This is a genomic window from Allobosea thiooxidans (assembly GCF_900168195.1).
Lineage (GTDB): Bacteria > Pseudomonadota > Alphaproteobacteria > Rhizobiales > Beijerinckiaceae > Allobosea > Allobosea thiooxidans.
Window position 1 is genome coordinate 42,665 of the sequence record NZ_FUYX01000019.1, and the last position, 18,031, is coordinate 60,695.

The 18,031-nt window shown below is 69.2% G+C and carries 21 protein-coding genes; 12 read left to right on the forward strand and 9 right to left on the reverse strand.

Annotation, left to right across the window (positions count from 1 at the left end):
• The first annotated feature begins 50 nt into the window (after nt 1–50).
• The 9 genes from B5Y19_RS23400 to B5Y19_RS23440 all read left to right on the forward strand — a co-directional run bounded on the left by B5Y19_RS23400 (nt 51) and on the right by B5Y19_RS23440 (nt 6,388).
• Entirely contained in the window at nt 51–359 is a 309-nt protein-coding gene (locus B5Y19_RS23400) for a DUF2249 domain-containing protein (RefSeq protein ID WP_079592195.1), read from the forward strand.
• 30 nt (nt 360–389) lie between these two features.
• Nucleotides 390–1,787 carry a hypothetical protein gene (locus tag B5Y19_RS23405; RefSeq protein ID WP_055729787.1) on the forward strand — a complete coding sequence of 466 codons (1,398 nt, stop codon included), beginning with the start codon at nt 390–392 and terminating at the stop codon, nt 1,785–1,787.
• Complete coding sequence (locus tag B5Y19_RS23410) at nt 1,750–2,295, forward strand: DUF2249 domain-containing protein (RefSeq protein WP_055729788.1); 546 nt, start codon at nt 1,750–1,752, stop codon at nt 2,293–2,295. The genes B5Y19_RS23405 and B5Y19_RS23410 overlap by 38 nt, the downstream gene beginning before the upstream one ends.
• Entirely contained in the window at nt 2,292–2,576 is a 285-nt protein-coding gene (locus B5Y19_RS23415; protein WP_055729789.1) for a metal-sulfur cluster assembly factor, read from the forward strand. The genes B5Y19_RS23410 and B5Y19_RS23415 overlap by 4 nt, the downstream gene beginning before the upstream one ends.
• Before the next feature lie 113 nt (nt 2,577–2,689).
• Nucleotides 2,690–3,817, forward strand: coding sequence for a copper-containing nitrite reductase (gene nirK, locus B5Y19_RS23420; RefSeq protein WP_055729790.1), 1,128 nt, complete (start codon nt 2,690–2,692; stop codon nt 3,815–3,817).
• Nucleotides 3,818–3,879: 62 nt separating this feature from the next.
• Complete coding sequence (locus B5Y19_RS23425) at nt 3,880–4,767, forward strand: SUMF1/EgtB/PvdO family nonheme iron enzyme (protein ID WP_055729791.1); 888 nt, start codon at nt 3,880–3,882, stop codon at nt 4,765–4,767.
• Complete coding sequence (locus tag B5Y19_RS23430) at nt 4,764–5,318, forward strand: cytochrome c oxidase subunit 3 family protein (protein ID WP_055729792.1); 555 nt, start codon at nt 4,764–4,766, stop codon at nt 5,316–5,318. Before B5Y19_RS23425 ends, B5Y19_RS23430 begins: the two co-directional genes overlap by 4 nt.
• Before the next feature lies 1 nt (nt 5,319).
• The gene (locus tag B5Y19_RS23435) at nt 5,320–5,583 is read left to right on the forward strand and encodes a cytochrome C oxidase subunit IV family protein (protein WP_055729793.1); all 264 of its coding nucleotides are present in this window, start codon (nt 5,320–5,322) and stop codon (nt 5,581–5,583) included.
• Nucleotides 5,584–5,695: 112 nt separating this feature from the next.
• Nucleotides 5,696–6,388: a Crp/Fnr family transcriptional regulator gene (locus tag B5Y19_RS23440; RefSeq protein ID WP_055729794.1), complete on the forward strand. Its 693-nt coding sequence runs from the start codon at nt 5,696–5,698 to the stop codon at nt 6,386–6,388.
• Between the two features lie 15 nt (nt 6,389–6,403).
• Here B5Y19_RS23440 and B5Y19_RS23445 read toward each other — a convergent pair whose 3' ends face one another.
• The 8 genes from B5Y19_RS23445 to ubiT form a co-directional block, all read right to left on the reverse strand.
• Nucleotides 6,404–7,048 (reverse strand): hypothetical protein, encoded by a 645-nt coding sequence (locus tag B5Y19_RS23445; RefSeq protein WP_055729795.1) that lies wholly within the window; start codon nt 7,046–7,048, stop codon nt 6,404–6,406.
• 115 nt (nt 7,049–7,163) lie between these two features.
• The gene (locus B5Y19_RS23450) at nt 7,164–7,595 is read right to left on the reverse strand and encodes an RrF2 family transcriptional regulator (RefSeq protein WP_055729796.1); all 432 of its coding nucleotides are present in this window, start codon (nt 7,593–7,595) and stop codon (nt 7,164–7,166) included.
• A gap of 119 nt (nt 7,596–7,714) precedes the next feature.
• Nucleotides 7,715–8,917 (reverse strand): NnrS family protein, encoded by a 1,203-nt coding sequence (locus B5Y19_RS23455; RefSeq protein WP_055729797.1) that lies wholly within the window; start codon nt 8,915–8,917, stop codon nt 7,715–7,717.
• 60 nt (nt 8,918–8,977) lie between these two features.
• Nucleotides 8,978–9,424, reverse strand: a complete 447-nt coding sequence (locus B5Y19_RS23460; RefSeq protein WP_055729798.1) for a pseudoazurin — start codon at nt 9,422–9,424, stop codon at nt 8,978–8,980.
• 133 nt (nt 9,425–9,557) lie between these two features.
• A complete protein-coding gene (locus B5Y19_RS23465; protein WP_244555705.1) occupies nt 9,558–9,929 on the reverse strand; it encodes a hypothetical protein in 372 nt (123 codons plus the stop codon).
• A gap of 27 nt (nt 9,930–9,956) precedes the next feature.
• On the reverse strand, nt 9,957–10,874 hold the full coding sequence (gene ubiV / locus B5Y19_RS23470; protein ID WP_055729799.1) for a ubiquinone anaerobic biosynthesis protein UbiV: 918 nt from the start codon (nt 10,872–10,874) through the stop codon (nt 9,957–9,959).
• A 31-nt stretch (nt 10,875–10,905) separates the two neighbouring features.
• Nucleotides 10,906–11,883: a ubiquinone anaerobic biosynthesis protein UbiU gene (gene ubiU, locus B5Y19_RS23475; protein WP_055729800.1), complete on the reverse strand. Its 978-nt coding sequence runs from the start codon at nt 11,881–11,883 to the stop codon at nt 10,906–10,908.
• Nucleotides 11,874–12,422, reverse strand: a complete 549-nt coding sequence (gene ubiT, locus B5Y19_RS23480; RefSeq protein WP_055729801.1) for a ubiquinone anaerobic biosynthesis accessory factor UbiT — start codon at nt 12,420–12,422, stop codon at nt 11,874–11,876. Before ubiT ends, ubiU begins: the two co-directional genes overlap by 10 nt.
• A 109-nt stretch (nt 12,423–12,531) precedes the next feature.
• Between ubiT and B5Y19_RS23485 the strand changes: the two genes are divergently transcribed.
• A complete protein-coding gene (locus B5Y19_RS23485; protein ID WP_055729802.1) occupies nt 12,532–14,052 on the forward strand; it encodes a UbiD family decarboxylase in 1,521 nt (506 codons plus the stop codon).
• Entirely contained in the window at nt 14,049–14,633 is a 585-nt protein-coding gene (locus B5Y19_RS23490) for a UbiX family flavin prenyltransferase (RefSeq protein ID WP_079592197.1), read from the forward strand. Before B5Y19_RS23485 ends, B5Y19_RS23490 begins: the two co-directional genes overlap by 4 nt.
• A 166-nt stretch (nt 14,634–14,799) precedes the next feature.
• Here the strand turns inward: B5Y19_RS23490 and hemN are convergent, their stop codons facing one another.
• Nucleotides 14,800–16,143, reverse strand: coding sequence for an oxygen-independent coproporphyrinogen III oxidase (hemN, locus tag B5Y19_RS23495; protein ID WP_055729804.1), 1,344 nt, complete (start codon nt 16,141–16,143; stop codon nt 14,800–14,802).
• A gap of 429 nt (nt 16,144–16,572) precedes the next feature.
• Between hemN and B5Y19_RS23500 the strand changes: the two genes are divergently transcribed.
• Entirely contained in the window at nt 16,573–17,940 is a 1,368-nt protein-coding gene (locus tag B5Y19_RS23500; RefSeq protein ID WP_055729805.1) for a glutamine synthetase family protein, read from the forward strand.
• Nucleotides 17,941–18,031 lie beyond the last annotated feature (91 nt).

An 18,031-nucleotide genomic window follows, 5' to 3' on the forward strand; every position in this document is an offset into this window, starting at 1 on the left:
TAGGTTTCCGGACGGCCCGCATTTCGGGGCCGCAACCGGAGCCGGAATTCATGACCACCCTGCCCCTCGAACCGCTCGACGTGCGCGCGATCCCGCCCGTCGTCCGCCATGCCACGATCTTCGGCATCCTCGAGCGCCTGGAGCCGGGCGAAGCCTTCAGCATCGTCAACGACCACGACCCCGCGCCGCTGCGGCGCCAGATCGAGGCGCGCTATCCCGGGGCCTATTCCTGGTCCTACATCGTGCCGGGGCCGGAGATCTGGCAGGTCGAGATCGGCCGCAACGAAGCCGGCGACGACGGCCATGACGCCGATTGCGGCGGCCATGACGAAGGCCATTCCTGCACCTGCGGCCACTGAGGCCGCCTCCGCGCTGGGAGACCCGCGGCCATGCCGATGGCATCGCTGTCCCGCTGGACCATGAGCTATTTCGCGGCCGCGCTCGCCTTCCTGATCGCGGCCGAGATGCTCGCCTTCTCCGGTGCCGGCTATCCTACTGCCAGCCTCGCCGAGCCCGCGACCCTCGTCATCGTCCATGTCGTGGCGATCGGCTGGCTCAGCCTCGCCATGGCAGGCGCCCTGCTGCAGTTCGTGCCCGTCCTGGTCTCCCGCCCCCTCGCCTTCCCGCAACTCGCCCTGCCGGCGCTCGTGGCGCTCGTCGCCGGGCTGCTGCTGCTCTGCGCCGGCTTCGCGGTGCTCGCGGGCTGGATCGAGGCCCCGCTCGAACTGCTGCCGCTCGCCGCCGCGAGCCTGCTCATGGGCTTCAGCCTCATCGTCGTCATGCTGGCGGCGACGTTGCTGAGCTCGCCTTCCGTCGGAATGTTCGCGGGCTTCGTCCTGATCGGCCTCGCCTGCCTGGCAGCGACGGCGCTCAGCGGCTCCGCCTTCGCCACGATCCTCTCCGGCCGCGGCGACTGGCTCGGCTCCGTGGTACTGCTGCCGGATGGCCTGCCCTTCCACGCCCTGCTCGGCTTCGGCGGCTGGCTCGGCCTCGTCGCCTTCGGCGTCAGCTACCGGCTCTTCGTCATGTTCATGATGGCGCCGGAACCTCCGGCGCGCCGGATCCGCCCGGTCGTCCTGCTCGCCGGCATCGGGCTCGGCCTCGCCGGCGCCGGCCTCGTCGCTCCCATCTTCGGACGGGAGAGCGGCACCGGGATCGCCGTAGCGGCCCTCGGCATGCTGGCGCTGGCCAGCGCCGTCTATGGCCGCGACATCCTCACCCTCTACCGCGTGCGCCGGCGCAAGGCGCTCGAGATCAACATGCTCGCCAGCATCCCCGCCTTCATCGCGCTGGGGATCGGTATCGCCCTGCTGCCGATCGCGGTCGCGACCGGCGCCGGAGAGGCGACAATCGCGGCGCTCACCTTCCTTCTCGCCTTCGGCTGGCTCGGCGGCCTGACGCTCGCGCAGCTCGTGAAGATCGTCTCCTTCATGACCTGGCTCGAGACCTATGCGCCGCGGCTCGGCCGCGGGCCGGCGCCGCGGGTCGGGGACCTCCTCGCCATGCCGCGCACGGGCTGGTGGTTCGCCCTCTATTTCGGCGGTACCGCGCTGGCGACGATCGCGCTTGCGGCCGGCGCCGCCTCCGGCTTCAGATGGGCCATGCTGCCCTGCCTCCTTGGAACCCTGGGGGTTGTCGCGGAGCTCGTGCGCGTGCGCCGCTTGTCCGAGATCAAGGCGACCGACCGGCCGCCAGCGCATGAGCGCCCATGGCTGCTGCTGGCACGGGCCGATGAAAGGAAACCGCCTCATGTCCAACACCGAAACGCTGCCAGCCCGCGAGCTTGACGTCCGGCCGATGCTGCGGGCGGGCGAGGAACCGTTCCAGGCGATCATGGACGCGGTCAGCGCCCTCGCCCCCGGCCAGTCACTGCGGCTGATCGCCCCGTTCCGGCCGGTGCCGCTGTTCTCGGTCATGGCCAATCGCGGCTTCGCCGCGAGCGACCGCCCTCTCGGCGACGGCGATTGGGAGGTCATCTTCGCGCCTGCCGACTCCGCCGCCGATCCGGACGAAACCCTCGCTATCGGCAGCAGCCCGTCGGCGGTGTTCTGGGGCGAGCCGGTGATCGAGCTCGACCTCTGCGATCTGGAACCGCCCGAGCCGCTGGTGCGCATCCTCGAAGCGCTCGAATCCCTGCAGCAGGGCGACGTGCTGTTCGCGCTGCTGGCGCGCGAGCCGGTCTTCCTGTTCCCGGAGCTGGCCAAGCGCGAGCATGAATGGGCGGGCAATTTCGACGCCTCGGGCACGACCTACCGGCTGCTGGTGCGCCATGGCGGCGGAAAGGCACACGGATGAGCGTCAAGCTGGAACGCCTGGTCGAGATCGCGCTGCGCGACGTGCTCGACCCGGAGATGGGCCGCAGCGTCGTCGAACTCGGCCTGATCTATGCGATTGCCGCCGCGCCAGGCGGTGCCGTCGCGATCACCATGACCACGACGACACGCGGCTGCCCGCTGGCCGGCTTCCTCAAGGAAGCCGTGGCCAGGGCTGCGGGAGCGATCGAGGGCGTCACCGCCGTCGAGGTCGCCCTGACCTATGAGCCGGCCTGGGAGCCGGCGATGATCGCCGCGGAGTGAGCGGCGCGCACGATCGTCAAAGATGTTGTGCTGCAACAAAGAACAGATCCGCCCTTGCCCTAAGGTATCCCCATGAACGGTCGATCTCCGGTCGTTCTGCAAGGAGACAAGCCATGGGCGAAGAGCTCAAACTGACCCGCCGCAGTATCCTGGCGGGCGCGGCGGCCACCGGGGCGATCGTTCAGGCAGCCACCACCCCGGGGCAGGCCCAGCCCGTCATGGCCAAAGCCTCGGCCGCCGACGTGGCGAAGCTGCCGCGCATCAAGCCGAAGCTGGTCGACCCGCCCTTCGTGCACGCACATGAGCAGGTCGCGACCGGCGGCCCGAAGCTCGTCGAATTCGAGATGACGATTCACGAGAAGAAGATCGTCCTCGACGACGCCGGGACCGAAACCTTCGCCTTTACCTTCAACGGAACGGTCCCCGGCCCCCTGATGGTTGTTCACGAGGGCGATTACGTCGAGCTGACGCTGATCAACGCCGAAACCAACGAGTTGATGCACAACATCGACTTCCATTCGGCGACCGGCGCCCTCGGCGGCGGGGCGCTGACCGAGATCAACCCCGGTGAGCGGGTCGCGCTGCGCTTCAAGGCCACCCGGCCGGGCGTGTTCGTCTATCACTGCGCCCCTCCCGGCATGGTGCCGTGGCACGTCACCGCCGGCATGAACGGCGCCATCATGGTGTTGCCGCGCGACGGGCTGAAGGATCATCAGGGCAAGCCGCTGAAGTACGACAAGGTCTATTATGTCGGCGAGCAGGACTTCTACGTCCCGCGCGACGAGAAGGGGAACTTCAAGCGCTATGCCAGCCCCGGCGAGGCGCATGAGGACGTGCAGAAGGCGATGCGGACGCTGACCCCGACCCATGTCGTCTTCAACGGCAAGGTCGGCGCGCTGACCGGCAAGAACGCGCTCGCGGCCAAGGTCGGCGAGACCGTGCTGATTGTGCATTCGCAGGCCAACCGCGACACGCGGCCTCACCTGATCGGCGGCCATGGCGACTATGTCTGGGCCACCGGCAAGTTCCGCAACCCGCCGGAGCGGGACCTGGAGACCTGGTTCATCCCCGGCGGCTGCGCGGGTGCTGCGCTCTACACCTTCCTGCAGCCGGGCATCTACGCCTATGTCAACCACAACCTGATCGAGGCCTTCGAGCTCGGCGCCGCCGGACACTTCAAGGTCGAGGGCGAGTGGAATGACGACCTGATGAAGCAGACCCTGGCTCCGGCCGGCATCTGAGCTTCGTCCCGCCTCCCCGCCACCGGCGGGGAGGCACCTCTTCCCGACAGGGAGTTCCCATCATGGCCACGACGCTCAACCTCTCGCTGCCGAGGCTGACGACCTCGCTCGGCCTCCTGCTCATGGCCGGCGCCGCGGCTCTGCTGCTCGCCGGCCCGGCGCGTCGGCCAGCACCCGCGTTTCCCCTGCCGCAGACGGCGATCGTTCCGCCCGCGACGCTGCTGCACCGCGTCGACGGCGAATACAGCCGGGCCGGCAGGCCGATCGACGCCCCGCGCGTCGAGATCCGGATGGGCCGGCCGCTCGAGATCATGCGTTACCAGGTCACGGCCGCCGACTATGCACGCTGCGTCGCCGCGAGCGCCTGCAAGCGCCTCGAGCAGCCGGCCGCGCGCGGCGACCTGCCGGTGACCGGCGTCAGCCATAGCGACGCGGCCGACTACGCTGCCTGGCTGTCGCGCGAGACCGGAATGACCTGGCGCCTGCCGAGCGACCGCGAATGGGCTCATGCGGCCGGCTCGCGCTTCATCGACGATGCGCGCGGGCTCGACCCCGAGAACACCAACCCGGCCCTGCGCTGGCTCGCCGACTACGAGCGCGAAACCAGCCGCAAGGCAGCGCGGGATGCCGTTCCGCAGCCTGTCGGCAGCTTCGGCGCCAACGAGCACGGCGTGCACGACATCGCCGGCAATGTCTGGGAATGGACCCAGAGCTGCCTGCGCCGGGTTTCGCTGGACGCGGGCGGCCGCACGGTGAGCGAGACGACCAATTGCGGCATCTATGTCGTCGAAGGACAGCATCGCGCGATGATGACCTTCTTCGTCCGCAACCCGAAGAGCGGCGGCTGCTCGGTCGGAACTCCGCCCGACAATCTCGGCTTCCGCCTTGTCCGGGAGCAGAGCTGGCGCGACCGCCTGCCGGCCTTCATGAGCCGGCGACTGCCGGCATGAACATCGCCGTCCGCAACATCAACCTCGACGCCGGGCACCCGGCGTCTGAAGGCGGCATGGAGCTCCTGCTCTGGATCCTCGTCTGGAGCGAGCTCATCGTCTTCGGTGCGCTGCTCGGCGCCTTCCTGGTCTTCGCCACCCTCGACCCGCCGGCGCTGGCAGCGCTCCACCAAGCACTCGACCTGCCGCTCGCCGGCCTCGCCACCGCGACGCTGCTCACCAGCGGCTGCTTCGCCGCCCGCGCCGCCTTCGGGCACAAGCCGCGGCGCAATCTCGTCATCGCAGCGCTGGGTGGCCTCGCCTTCTGCGGGCTCAAGATCGCCGCCTTCGCGCATGAGCTTCCGGTGCTGGCGGCGTCGGAAGGGCGGCTCGCCGAGCTCTACATGCTCATCGTCGGCTTCCATTTCGCGCATGTGCTGTTCGTCGCGGGCCTGCTGCTGCTGCTCGTCGCCTGGCGGCCGGCGCCTCGCCACGTCGCCACGGTCGCGACCGTCTGGCACCTGGTCGATCTGGTCTGGCTCCTGATCCTTCCCGTCATCTATCTGGGCTGAGATGCCACGCTCCCTCGCTCTTCCGCTTCCTGCCGTCCTGCTCGCCCTGCTGCTCGCCACGGGTGCGAGCCTGTTCGCGGCGGCGACGCTTCCCGCTGGCCCGCGCGGAGCTGCCATCGCGCTGCTGAGCCTCTTCAAGGCGGCGCTGGTCGTGCTCGGCTTCATGCGTCTGCAGCGGGAGAGCCCGGCCCTGGCCGCCGCCTTGATCGGCTATGCAGCGCTCCTGTGCCTGCTGGCCGGGCTCCGGATCGCCCTTGCCGGGTGATCGTGACGCACTTGAACCGCGGACGCGATTGCGGTCTTATCCGGCATCATCCGCCGTGACCGGCGGCGCGGTGCCGTCGGCGCGCGAATCCGCCGAAAGGAAAGACAGTCACGTGGCAATCGATCGCAGCGTGCTGCGCAGCATCCCGTTATTCGCGGCGATGAGCGACGCACAGCTCGACCGCATGACGGCCCAGGCGAGCGCACGGCGGATTCCCCAGGGCGAAGCGGTCTTCGAGCAGGGCGACCCGGCCAAGGCCTTCTACCTGCTCCTGCATGGCCGGCTGAAGGTGACGCAAGTCACGCGCGACGGCCAACAGATCATCGTGCGCGTCGTCCACCCCGGCGACCTGTTCGGCTTCACGCGCGCGCTCGGCCGCAGCGACTATCCGGGCACCGCGACGGCGGCGGTCGACAGCTTGGTCGCGGCCTGGCCCACCGAATCCTGGGACAGCTTCGTCGAGGGCAATCCGCATCTGGCGATGAACGCCATCCGCACGATCGGCCAGCGCCTCGACGAGGCCCATACCCGCATCCGCGAAATGTCGACGGAAGAGGTCGAGCGCCGCGTCGCCCATGCCGTCCTGCGGCTGGTCGAACAGGCCGGCAAGCGCGACGCGGCAGGCTTGCGCGTCGACTTCCCGATCTCCCGGCGCGACATCGCCGAAATGACCGGCACGACGCTGCACACCGTCTCGCGCATCCTCAGCGCCTGGGAAGCACGGGGCCTGGTCGAGGGCGGTCGTCAGAAGCTCGTGGTATGCGACCGGGCCGGCCTGACCCGGCTGGCGGAGAACGCCGAGTAGCGCGGCAGCCCCGCTTCAGGCCAGGGTCGCCGCGGCGTCATCCGGCTCCCATTCATAGAGATGGATCAGCTTGGGATCATCGGCGTGCTCGACGAGCATCCGGCGGACGCGATCCTGCCAGAGCACCGCGAAACTGGTCAGCCCCGCGGCATCGGCCTCGCCCGACACGGCTCCCGGCATCACCGCCGCCATCTCGGCGGCATGCGGCACCGCGCCGGTATCGATATCGACCACGACGCCAGCTCCGGTGTCCCGACGCCGCAGCGCCATGACGCCGTCGATATCGGCGCCGAAGCGCAGCAGACCGCGCCGGGCGAAGCGCCGGGCCGGGCCTATGCCGTGAAAGCCGGTCTCCGCGGCCGCGCCGGTGAGAAGCGTCGCGATCGAAGCCACGACGCCGGTCGTGCCCTCGTCGCACGCGCCGCGCATGAACAGCTCGATGCCGCCGCGCTCGGGCAAGGCCTCGTCGTAGAGATAGGACAGGCCGTTGACGACCATGAGATAGGCGCCGGCCACGGCCGGACATGAGTGACCGGCGAGCCGCACCGCATCCTCATAGCCGTAGTCGAGGATGCCATCCTCGCTGGCGCCGAGAAAGGCGGCCAGCGGATCGCGGACCCTGAGCCGCGGGGCCTCCGCGAAAAAGGAAGGACAATTCATCTTGGTTCCTCGTTCCCCGCCCGGGATCCCGGGCCGACGGTGATCACGTGATCGTAGCGGAAGCGGTTTCCCGGCCTGCTTGTCCTTTCGCAAGCAACGGAGCGACTTCGCAGGCTCAGGCGGCCGGCTGACCGATGCCGAAACGTTCCGGGTCGGCAGCGAGATCGCAGAGAGAATGCCTGTCGAGCTCGGCCAGGTAGGCCGCCATCGCCTCCGACTGGATGGCGCGCCAGCGCTCGAGGCTCATCAGCGAGCGACCCTGCGCCTCGCCGAAGCACTCCATCACGGCGAAGGCCGGCTCGGTCGCGCGGATCAGCGCCCCGAGCGAGATCTCCCCGGCCGGCCGCGCCAGCGCCAGGCCGCCCGAACGGCCGCGCACCCCTCTCAGGAAATCCTGACGGACCAGCAGGTTCGCCACCTTCATCAGATGCGTGCGCGAGATGTCGTAGGCGGTCGCGGCCTCCTCGACGGTGACCAGCCGGTCCGGATGAGCCGCGGCAAAGATCAGGAGCCGCAGCGCGTATTCGCTGAACTGTGTCAATCGCATCGCCAAACTCGCAAGGGCGCCCGGTCACTCTCCGATCCCGATCCTAGCGCGGGAAGCCCCGCGCTACCTACCTGATCGCCCGCAAGAATTCACGATGGCGGCGAGTGCACCCACTGGTCTCAGGCCCGCGCCACGGAGGCCGCCTTCGGAGCCAGCCGGGCGCCGGTCAGCACCTGCCAATAGGCCAGGGCGAAGACGAGGAAGGCCAGCGACCAACTCAGCCCGGCGACATGCAGCAGCATTGCCGGGCCATGGCCGAGGGCCGAGCAGATCCGCGCGACGCTGCCGATGACGATCAGCACGTAACAGGCCTGGGTCGCCCCCGTCGCGACCAGCGCACGGCCGGTATGGCCGAGGCTGGCGCGCGACATCACCGCGAGCGTCATGGTGCCGAAGGCTCCGGCCGTCCAGGCATGGATGCCAGCACCCGGAGCGACGACGCCGAGGCTCGCCAGCGCCGTCAGCGCAAAGCCCGCGGGCACGAACAGATAGGCGATGTGCAGGATGACGAGCAGGGGATTGCGCCAGGACCGATCGCCGGCCCAGCGCGCCAGCCTGAAGAGGTGGAGCCCCGCCGCGAGCAGCAGCGCCACACCGGTCGCGGCAGTGTCCGGCACGGCGACCCAGGACAGGAGCGCGATGGCGCTGCCGGCGAGAACCACCTTGTCATAGCTGCCGAAGGGCACTGGCATCCGCCCGTCGCCCCGCTGCGCCAGCCAATTGCGCGTGAAGCTCGGCACGATACGCCCGGCGATCAGCACGACCAGCATCAGAATGACGGCAATCGCGAAGCGGCGGGCGACATCGGCGCTGCCAGTCAGCCCCGCCTCGAGATGGAAGGCGAGGTTCGCCGCCAGCAGCAGCCCGACCAGGACGACGACCTTGAGATTGCGCCAGTTGCGTCCCGCCACGATCTCGCGGGCGGCGGCGCCGGCGAGCAGCAGGAGGAACAGCGCGTCGATCGCCATGGCCAGGCGCCAGCCGATCAAGGCGGAGGCCGAGACAGCGATCCGCCCGGCGAGCCAGGCGAGGACGAGGACCAGAAGCGGCCTGCCCTGCACGGGCAGCCGGCCGGTCCAGTTCGGAATCGCGGTCAGCAGGAAGCCGCCGATCGCCGCGGCCTGGTATCCGAACAGCATTTCATGGATGTGCCAGTCCACCGGCGCGAAGGCCGTCGGCACGGTGAGATGCCCGGTGACGAAAGGCAGCCAGACCAGGACCGTCAGCCCGGCCTGCAACGCCGCCAGCAGGAAGAAGGGCCGGAAGCCGTAGGACAGCAGGGCGGGCCCCTCATAGGCGCGCAACCTCGGCATGGGTGCCATGGAGTCCGTCCTTCCCGCGACCGGGATAGGCTCGGCCGCGCCCGCTTGTCGGGTTTCGAGCTACTGCGCCTTGGCGACCTGATTGGCCTTGGCGACCAGATCGGCGAAGACCTGCTTGGCCTTGCCGGGGTGCTTTGCGGCAGCGGCAGCTTCCAGGTTGGTCGGCTCGCCGACCACGATCAGCGCGACCATGCCCATGCCGTAATGCGGCTTGCACCTGACGCCGTAGACACCGTTCTCCTTGAAGGTGATCTCGACCTGCTCGTTCATCTTGCCGGTGAAGGGCTCGGTACCGGCCGGCATCATCTCGGGAATGCTCTCGGCGTTGTGGCTCTTGTCGGTCGGAACGAACTTCACGGTGTCGCCCGGCGCGATCTTCACCAGCGCAGGCTCGAACACCATGGCGCCGGCCGCGCCCTTGTTGAGCATCTTCACCTCGACTTCGGCGGCCTGCGCACCGGCGGCAGCCACGGCCATCAGCGCCCCGACCAGAATCGTCCTGAACATCTGTCTTCTCCATCGTGGCAGCGGGCTCATCAGCCCCTCGCTGCACCGCAACATTAGCCGGGCGGGGCCGGCACCAAGTTGCGAAAGCGCAAACAAGCGATGCATTGCGCCGGCGGTCGGAGCGGAGCCGCCTTCAGAGTTCGCGCAGAGCCGCGGCGCCGGCCTCGGCGCTGCGCGCGATCTCGACGAAGAGCAGGGCGAGCTCCTCGAAAACGCTGCGATCGCTTTCAGCCTCTGTCAGCGAGTCGAGATCGGAGAGGAAGGACAATAAGGCGGCAATGCGCTCCTTGTGGTCGCGGGCTGCGGCGAGCTGCCGCCGCGACTCGCGCCGGCGCTCGAGACGATCGAAGCGCTCGAGCGCGCCGTCGAGCGTCTCCCGGCAGGCGCAATCCAGCTCTTCCGGCCGCAGCACCCGGCGCAACCGGCCGATCAGCTCGCTCGCAGGCGCAGCCGAGACCCCGCGCTCCGGCGCGTGGCGCACTCCCTTGCCCAGACCGCGATCCATGACCGCCTCCTTCCGCCTTCGGCGGGTTCAACCCATCTCGCCCAGCCCCGCCCCCCCAGCGCCCATGCGGACATGCCCGGGAGCGCCATGCAGGAAGCCATTGGCCAGCGGCACGTCGGGGTAGATCTCGGAGAGCCGGCGCTCGCCCTCCCCCGGCTCGACCTGTCCGTCGAGGACGTCGCGATAGAGCCGCGCGACCGCGATCATGTCGCAGTCCTGAGGGGAAAGCCGCAGCGAGGCGACACCAGCGTCCCGCAGGGCCGGGATGTCTCCCAGCAGGCTGGCGCAGCCATGCGACAGGGTCTGCACGCCGTTGACCGAGAGAAAACCTGCGCCGTCGAGCGTCCGGACGGGCATGCCGTCGGGGTCCTGCTCGCAGACGAAGCGGCAATTGTCCTTGGTGAGCTTGTGGGCGCGGGCATGGTAGCAGCGCGCCGAGATCGCCAATGGCAGCCTGCCGAAAGCGAAGACCTCGATTGCCAGCTGCGGCAGCGCCGCGGCGATCGTCGCAACCGTCGGCAAGGGCAGCTCGGGCGGCAGGCAGATGCGCATCGCGCCGCGCTCGGCCAGGAAGCCCGCCGCGGCCTCGTTGTAGACGTTCACGAAGGGGCCGACGGCAAAGGGCCTTTCGGCCAGGGAGGCGAGGCTGGTCAGGTCGTTGATCTCGACCTCGGCATCCTCGGCCTGCATCAACTCGCGGGTCTGGCGACGCTCGCGCGGCAGCGAGACCAGGATCAGGCTGGCATGCAGAACCCGCTTGCCGGCGGCCTCCAGCCGCTCGACGACGCCGGGGATGTGGTCCTGCTTGAACGGCGTCCGCTTCGAGCAGACGGCCTCGCCGACCACGACCGTGTCGACGGGCGCCTCGTCCGCGACCCGGTAGTAGAAGTCGCGCCAGCGCTCCGGCGACCAGTGATAGAGTACGGGGCCGAGGGTGAGTTGCATCGCCGATGATCCTTCCTGCGATCCGAACCGGCTAGCGCCAGCCCTTGCGATAGGCGCCGACCGTGCTCGCCTGCCCCTCGGCCAGCGCGGCCAGGCTCGGCGTGCGCGCGCTGCGGCCCTCCTCCAGCCCGGTGAGAATGTCGCGGAAGGAGCGCACCACCCCGGCGATATAGGCGCGCCCGCGCTGGCGCCCCTCGATCTTGAGCGCGGTGACCCCGGCATCGCGCAGGGCTGGCAGCATCACGGCGGCATCGAGGCTGACGGGCTCCTCGAAGATGTAGCCGGAGCCCTTCGGCGTCGCGAAACGGCCCTTGCACAGGGTCGGATAGCCGGCGGGCTCGCCCTTGCCGAAGCTGTTGATGGTGAAGCCGCCCAACGTCGACTGGATGCGCCCGTCGCGCTCGGAATAGGCGACATGGCTCGCCGGCGAGCAGACGCCGTTCATGTTTGGCGACTGGCCGGTGGCGTAGGAGGAGAGCGAGCAGCGCCCCTCCTCCATGACGCAGAGGCCGCCGAAGACGAAGACCTCGGTCTCGCAGGCGGATTCGCGCACGATCGAGGCGATCTCCATCACGCTGAGCACGCGCGGCAGCACGACACGGCGCGCTCCGAAGCTCTCGGCATAGAAGCGGATCGCATCGGGGTTGGCCACGCCCGCCTGGACGGAGACATGCAGTCTCTGCGCGGGATGGCGGCGCGCGGCATAGGCGAGCGTCGCGAGATCGGCGAGGATCAGCGCGTCGGCGCCGGCGGCCGCGGCGTCGTCGACTGCCGATTGCCACAGCCCGAAGCTGCCGGCACGCGCGAAGGTGTTGATCGCGACCAGCACCTTGACGCCGTGGCGATGGGCGAAGGCGATGCCCTTGCGCAGCTCCTCGCGCGAGAAGTTCAGGCCAGGGAAGTTGCGGGCATTGGTCTCGTCGCGGAAGCCGCAATAGATCGCGTCGGCCCCCGCCTCTACGGCGGCCTCGAGGCTTGCCGGGGTTCCCGCCGGGCAGATCAGTTCCATGTGCGCTCCCCCGCGGCCGGCTGGAGCCGCATCCGCCGGCGCAGCTCCTGCGCCACGGTTTCTCCCAGTGGCCCGAGGCCGCCGAGCAGGATGCGGCCGAAATCGATCCGGGCGTCGTCCACGGCGTTGCGCAGCGCGAGCGCGGCGGCGACATCGCCCTCGATCCAGAGCACGCGGGAGAAGAACAGCGCATCGCCGTCGAGCGTCCCCTCCGCCATGCCGATCAGCCCTGCGAGCGGCCCGCGGATGCTGGCATCGAGCCCCACCGGCAGATCGCGGACAGCCCGCGCCAACGGCCGGTGCGGCTTCGGCTCCAGCACGAAGGCGAAAGGCAGATCGGTCGGATCGATGCCGAACCGCTTCTCGGCATGCTCGCCGAGGCGATCATAGAGATCGGGATGCGCCTGCCCGATGCGCGACAGCATCAGCGCCAAAGCCGGCTGCAGTGGCGCCAATGGCAGCGGCGCCACGGCACGCGCAAGCCATGGCGGCAGCACCGGCACATTCGCCGGCAGCCCGGTCGTCTGCGGATCCGACATCGATCACCTCCGGGAACGAAATTAGGCCGGGAGGCGACGCACTCGTTGTTCCCGCGCAAAGACGGCGGCGAATGAAACGGCCCATGGTCCGGCAACCGGAGCCCCCGCCTTGCCGATCCGAGACCTGCCCCACTTTCGCGACCTCAGCGCCTTCCTCGCCCATCTCGACGCCGCCGGGCAGCTCCGGCGGATCGCCGAGCCCGTCAGCGTGGTGCACGAGATCACCGAGATTCATCGCCGAGTCATTGCCGAAGAGGGACCCGCCCTGCTGTTCGAGCGCCCGGTCCAGCCCGACGGCACGGTCTCGCCGATCCCGCTGCTGACCAATCTCTTCGGCACGGTGGAGCGCGTCGCCTGGGGGCTAGGCGTCGAGCCGCACAACCTGCCCGCGCTCGGCGGAAGGCTCGCAGAGCTGCGCGAGCCCAGGCCTCCACGCGGGCTCGCCGAGGCCTGGCAGGCCCTGCCGCTGGCGCGTGCCGCCCTGTCGATGCGTCCCCGCGAATACCGGCGCGCACCGGTCCAGGAGCTCATCTTCCGGGGCGATGCGATCGACCTGACGGCGCTGCCGGTGCAGCTCTGCTGGCCGGGCGAGCCTGCGCCGCTGATCACCTGGCCGCTGGTGCTGACGGCGCCGCCCGAGCCCTCGCCCGAGGACGAGGGCAATCTCGGCGTCTACCGCATGCAGGTGCTCGGCCGCGACCGTGCGATCCTGCGCTGGCTCGCCCATCGCGGCGGCGCGCGCCATCATGCGCAATGGCGCCGTCTCGGTCGCGAGATGCCGGTCGCGGTCGTGATTGGCGCGGACCCCGCGACGATCCTCTCGGCGGTGCTGCCGCTGCCGGAGACGGTCCCGGAGATCCGCTTCTCCGGACTGCTGCGCAGCGAGCGCCCGGCGCTCACCCCTTGCGTCAGCATCCCGCTGTCGGTTCCGGCCGAGGCGGAGATCGTGATCGAGGGCCTGGTCTCGCCCGACGAGACCGCCCCCGAAGGTCCGTTCGGCGACCACACCGGCTATTACAACGCGGTCGAGCCCTTCCCCGTGATGCGGGTAACGGCCGTGACGATGAGGCGGGCGCCGCTCTATCTCTCGACCTTCACCGGCCGGGCGCCGGACGAGCCTTCGCGCATCGGCGAGGCGCTCAACGTGCTGTTCCTGCCATTGCTGAAGCGGCAGTTCCCCGAGGTGGTGGATGTCTGGCTGCCGCCGGAAGCCTGTTCCTACCGGATCGCCGTCGTCGCCATGTCCAAGCGCTATCCGGGCCAGGCGCGGCGCCTCATGCTCGGCCTGTGGTCATTGCTGCCGCAGTTCAGCTACACCAAGCTCGTGATCGTCGTCGACGCCGATATCGACCCGCGTGACTGGACGCAGGTGATGTGGGCCGTCGCCACGCGCGCCGACGCCAGCCGCGACCTCGTCACCCTCACCGACACACCGATCGACTATCTCGACTTCGCTTCCCCGAAGCCGGGGCTGGGCGGCAAGCTCGGCATCGACGCCACCAACAAGCTGCCGCCGGAGACCGAGCGCGAATGGGGCCGGCCGATGGCCATGAGCCCTGAGATCGTCGCCCGCATCGACGAACTCTGGCCAACACTCGGGCTGGCGCCAGCCCCGGGAGCCGCACTATGAGTCAGTCGCGCGTCATCGTCGGGATCAGCGGCGCCTCGGGCGCGGCGATCGGGCTCAGGGTGCTGGAGCGCCTGGCCGAGGCCGGCCGGATCGAAACGCATCTGGTGATCTCGCCGGCGGCCGAGCGGACGCTCGCCGCCGAGATCGGTCCGGAGGCTCCGGCACGGGCGCGGGATCTGGCCGCCCACTGCCATGACCATCGCGACATCGGCGCCAGCATCGCCAGCGGCTCGTTCCGCACGGCCGGGATGATCGTCGCGCCCTGTTCGATGCGCACGCTTAGCGCTATCGCCTATGGCCAGCTCGGCGACCTGCTGGTGCGGGCCGCCGATGTCCAACTCAAGGAACGACGCCGGCTCGTGCTGCTGGCGCGGGAGAGCCCGCTGCATCTCGGCCATCTGCGCGCCATGGCACAGGTCACCGAATACGGCGCCATCGTCGCCCCGCCGGTCCCGGCCTTCTACCTGCGGCCTGGCGACATTGCCGCGATCGTCGACCAGATCGCGCTGCGCGCCATCGGCCTGCTCGATCTCGGGCCGGACGCCCCTGCCCCAGTCGAATGGCGAGGCGAGGAGAGCTGACTCCCGAAGACCACTTGCGCATTCACTGAGCCCTCATCCTGAGGAGCCATTCCCTTGGAAATGGCGCCTCGAAGGATGCTCCGGGAGGCTCTGGAACCATCTGGAACATCCTTCGAGACGCGCCGATGGCGCTCCTCAGGATGAGGGCTGTGGTTCAAACAACGCCTCAGACGGCGCGGCTGTACTGCCGCGGCGGTTGGTCGAGATGGGCGTCGAAGACCGAGGCCACCTTGCGGACGAAGAGCCGTGCATCCTCCGGCAGCAGCACGCGGCTGCCGTCGAAGCTGACCAGCCCCTCCTGCGCGAGCTGGCCGAGCTCGCGCCGCGAGGATGCGAGGATCCCGGCATCGACAGGATGCCGCGCGCAGACGTCGTCGATATCGACCGCGAGGTCGCACATCACCCGCTCGATCAGCTCGGCGCGCAGGCGATCCTCGGATGTGAGGCGGTACCCCCTGGCCGTGGGCAGCGCGCTGTCGGCGATGCGCTCGGCATAGCGGCCGATCACGACCTCGTTCTGGATATAGCCTTGCGGCAGACGCCCGATCGCCGAGGCGCCGAAGCCGATCAGAGCCTCGCAAGGGTCCGTGGTGTAGCCCTGGAAATTCCGGCGCAGCCGGCCTTCGGACTGGGCGCGGGCCATCGGGTCGTCCGGCCGGGCGAAGTGATCGAGCCCGATGCGCACATAGCCCGCATCGGACAGGCTCTGCGCCATCGCCTCCGCCTGCTCGTGCCGCTCCTCGCCGTCCGGCAGGTCGGCGGTCGCGATCCGCCGCTGGTGCTTCTTGAACTCCGGCACGTGGGCGTAACCGAAGATCGAGAAGCGGCCCGGCCGCAGCTCCAAGCATTGCTCGACGGTATCGAGGCAGGACTGCAGCGTCTGCTTCGGCAGGCCGTAGATCAGGTCGAAACTGACGGCACCGATGCCGGCGGCCCGCAGGCCGGTGACGACCGCCGCGGTCTGCTCGACGCTCTGGATGCGGTTGATCGCCTTCTGGACCACCGGGTCGAAGCTCTGCACGCCGAGGCTGGCGCGGTTGACGCCCGCCTTCGCCAGCGCCTCCGTCATGACGGGCTCGAGCCGGCGCGGATCGATCTCGACCGCGATCTCAGCCTGCGGATGGACGGCGAAGCGCTGGCGCAACAACGCGACCAGCGCGACGAAATCGGCCGGTTCGAGGATGGTCGGCGTGCCGCCGCCGAAATGGATGTGGCGCACGTCGAGCGGCGCCGAAAGCTGCTCGGCCACCAGCGCGATCTCGCCGCGCAGCGCCGCGAGATAGTCCACGATCGGGCCGTTGCGCAGCGCGACCGTGGTGTGGCAGCCGCAATACCAGCACATCGAGCGGCAGAAGGGCACGTGCACGTAGAGCGAGGTGGTCGTGCCGGCCGCGAGCGCCTTGAGCCAGCCGGAATAGCAAGACGCGTCGATGCCTGCGTTGAAATGGGGAGCGGTCGGATAGCTGGTGTAGCGCGGAAGCCGCTCGTCCCGATAAGGCGTGGCCTGCATGGCGCTGCTCCAATCAAAGGTCTGCTGTTGCCCTTTCCCTAGCCGACGGCCCCGAGGCTTTCTTTGACATAATGCAAAGATGACGGGATGTGCCGACCGGGGGGCGAGCGCGGCAAGCGGAAAAATCGCGCGCCTGGCTGCCGACCCCCCTATCTTTTCGGTCGCACCTTCCGGCAACATGCTCGCCGCAGAATCCTGTTGCCGGCAAAGCGAGGCCCGATCTGGGCCCAGGGAGGGTAGCGGCGCCAGACATCCAGCTCCCTCGATCTGACTTCGCTCCGGCCGGCGCCAACGGCGCGCGGCCTGCCCGTTGGAGCCGCCCCTCCTCCGTTCCGGTGCCGCCGGCCGGCCGCCACAGGCCGAGCCCGCGGAATCTCGGAATCCGGGTGCGCTCCGGTTGAAGATTGCGTCTCGGAAACGGAACCCGGCATGACCCAGGCCTATACGCTCGACGATCTCAGAGAGGATGCCGCCGCGGGGCGCATCGACACCGTGCTCGCCTGCCTTGTCGACATGCAGGGACGCCTGATGGGCAAGCGCTTCCACGCCGCCTTCTTCCTGGAAAGCGGCCATCGCGAGACGCATAGCTGCAACTACCTGCTGGCGACCGACATGGAGATGGAAACCGTGCCGGGCTACGCCTCGACGAGCTGGGCCGCCGGCTATGGCGACTACACGCTGAAGCCTGATCTCTCGACCCTGTGCAAACTGCCATGGCTCGACGGAACGGCGCTCGTGCTCTGCGACGTGCTCGACCATCACGGCCATGAGGTTCCGCATTCGCCGCGCGCGGTGCTGAAGAAGCAGGTGAAACGCCTCGAAGCCATGGGGCTGAAGGCCTTCATGGCCTCCGAGCTCGAATTCTTCCTGTTCGACCAGAGCTACGACGCCGCCCGCGACAGCGGCTATCGCGACCTCAGAACCGCGAGCGGCTACAACGAGGACTACCACATCTTCCAGACGACCAAGGAAGAGGGGGTGATGCGGGCGATCCGCAACGGGCTGCAGGGCGCCGGCATCCCGGTCGAGAACTCCAAGGGCGAGGCCTCCGCCGGCCAGGAGGAGATCAATGTCCGCTATGCCGAGGCGCTGACGATGGCGGACCGGCACGCGATCATCAAGAACGCCTGCAAGGAGATCGCTTGGTCTCAGGGCAAGGCCATCACCTTCCTCGCCAAATGGAGCAACGCCGCCGCCGGCTCCTCCGCCCATGTCCACCAGTCGCTCTGGAGCGCCGACGGCAGGACGCCGCGCTTCCTCGATCCGGAGGCCGAGCACGGCATGTCCAGCCTGATGCGGAGCTATGTGGCGGGGTTGCTCGCCCACACCTCCGAGATCACCTATTTCCTCGCGCCCTACATCAACTCCTACAAGCGCTTCGTCGCCGGCACCTTCGCCCCGACCAAGGCGATCTGGAGCTGCGACAACCGCACCGCCGGATACCGGCTCTGCGGTGAGGGCACAAAGGCGATCCGCATCGAATGCCGGGTCGGCGGCTCGGACCTGAACCCCTATCTCGCCATGGCAGCGCTGCTCGCCGCGGGCATCGACGGCATCGAGAACAAGCTCGAGCTGGAGAAGCCCTTCGTCGGCGACGCCTATGGCGGCCAGGACATCCGCGAGATCCCGAAGACGCTACGCGACGCCACGGCCACGCTGAAGAGCTCACGGATGCTGCGCGTTGCGTTCGGCGACACGGTGATCGACCACTATGTCCGCGCCGCCGAATGGGAGCAGGAGGAATATGACCGCCGGATCACCGACTGGGAGGTGAAGCGCGGTTTCGAGCGCGCATGAGCCGCCCCTGCCCTGCCAACCTCTCTGTCGTCGGAGCCCACGGCCGCATTCGCCGAACCGGCCCCTCGCCTTCCGACCAACCAACTGGACG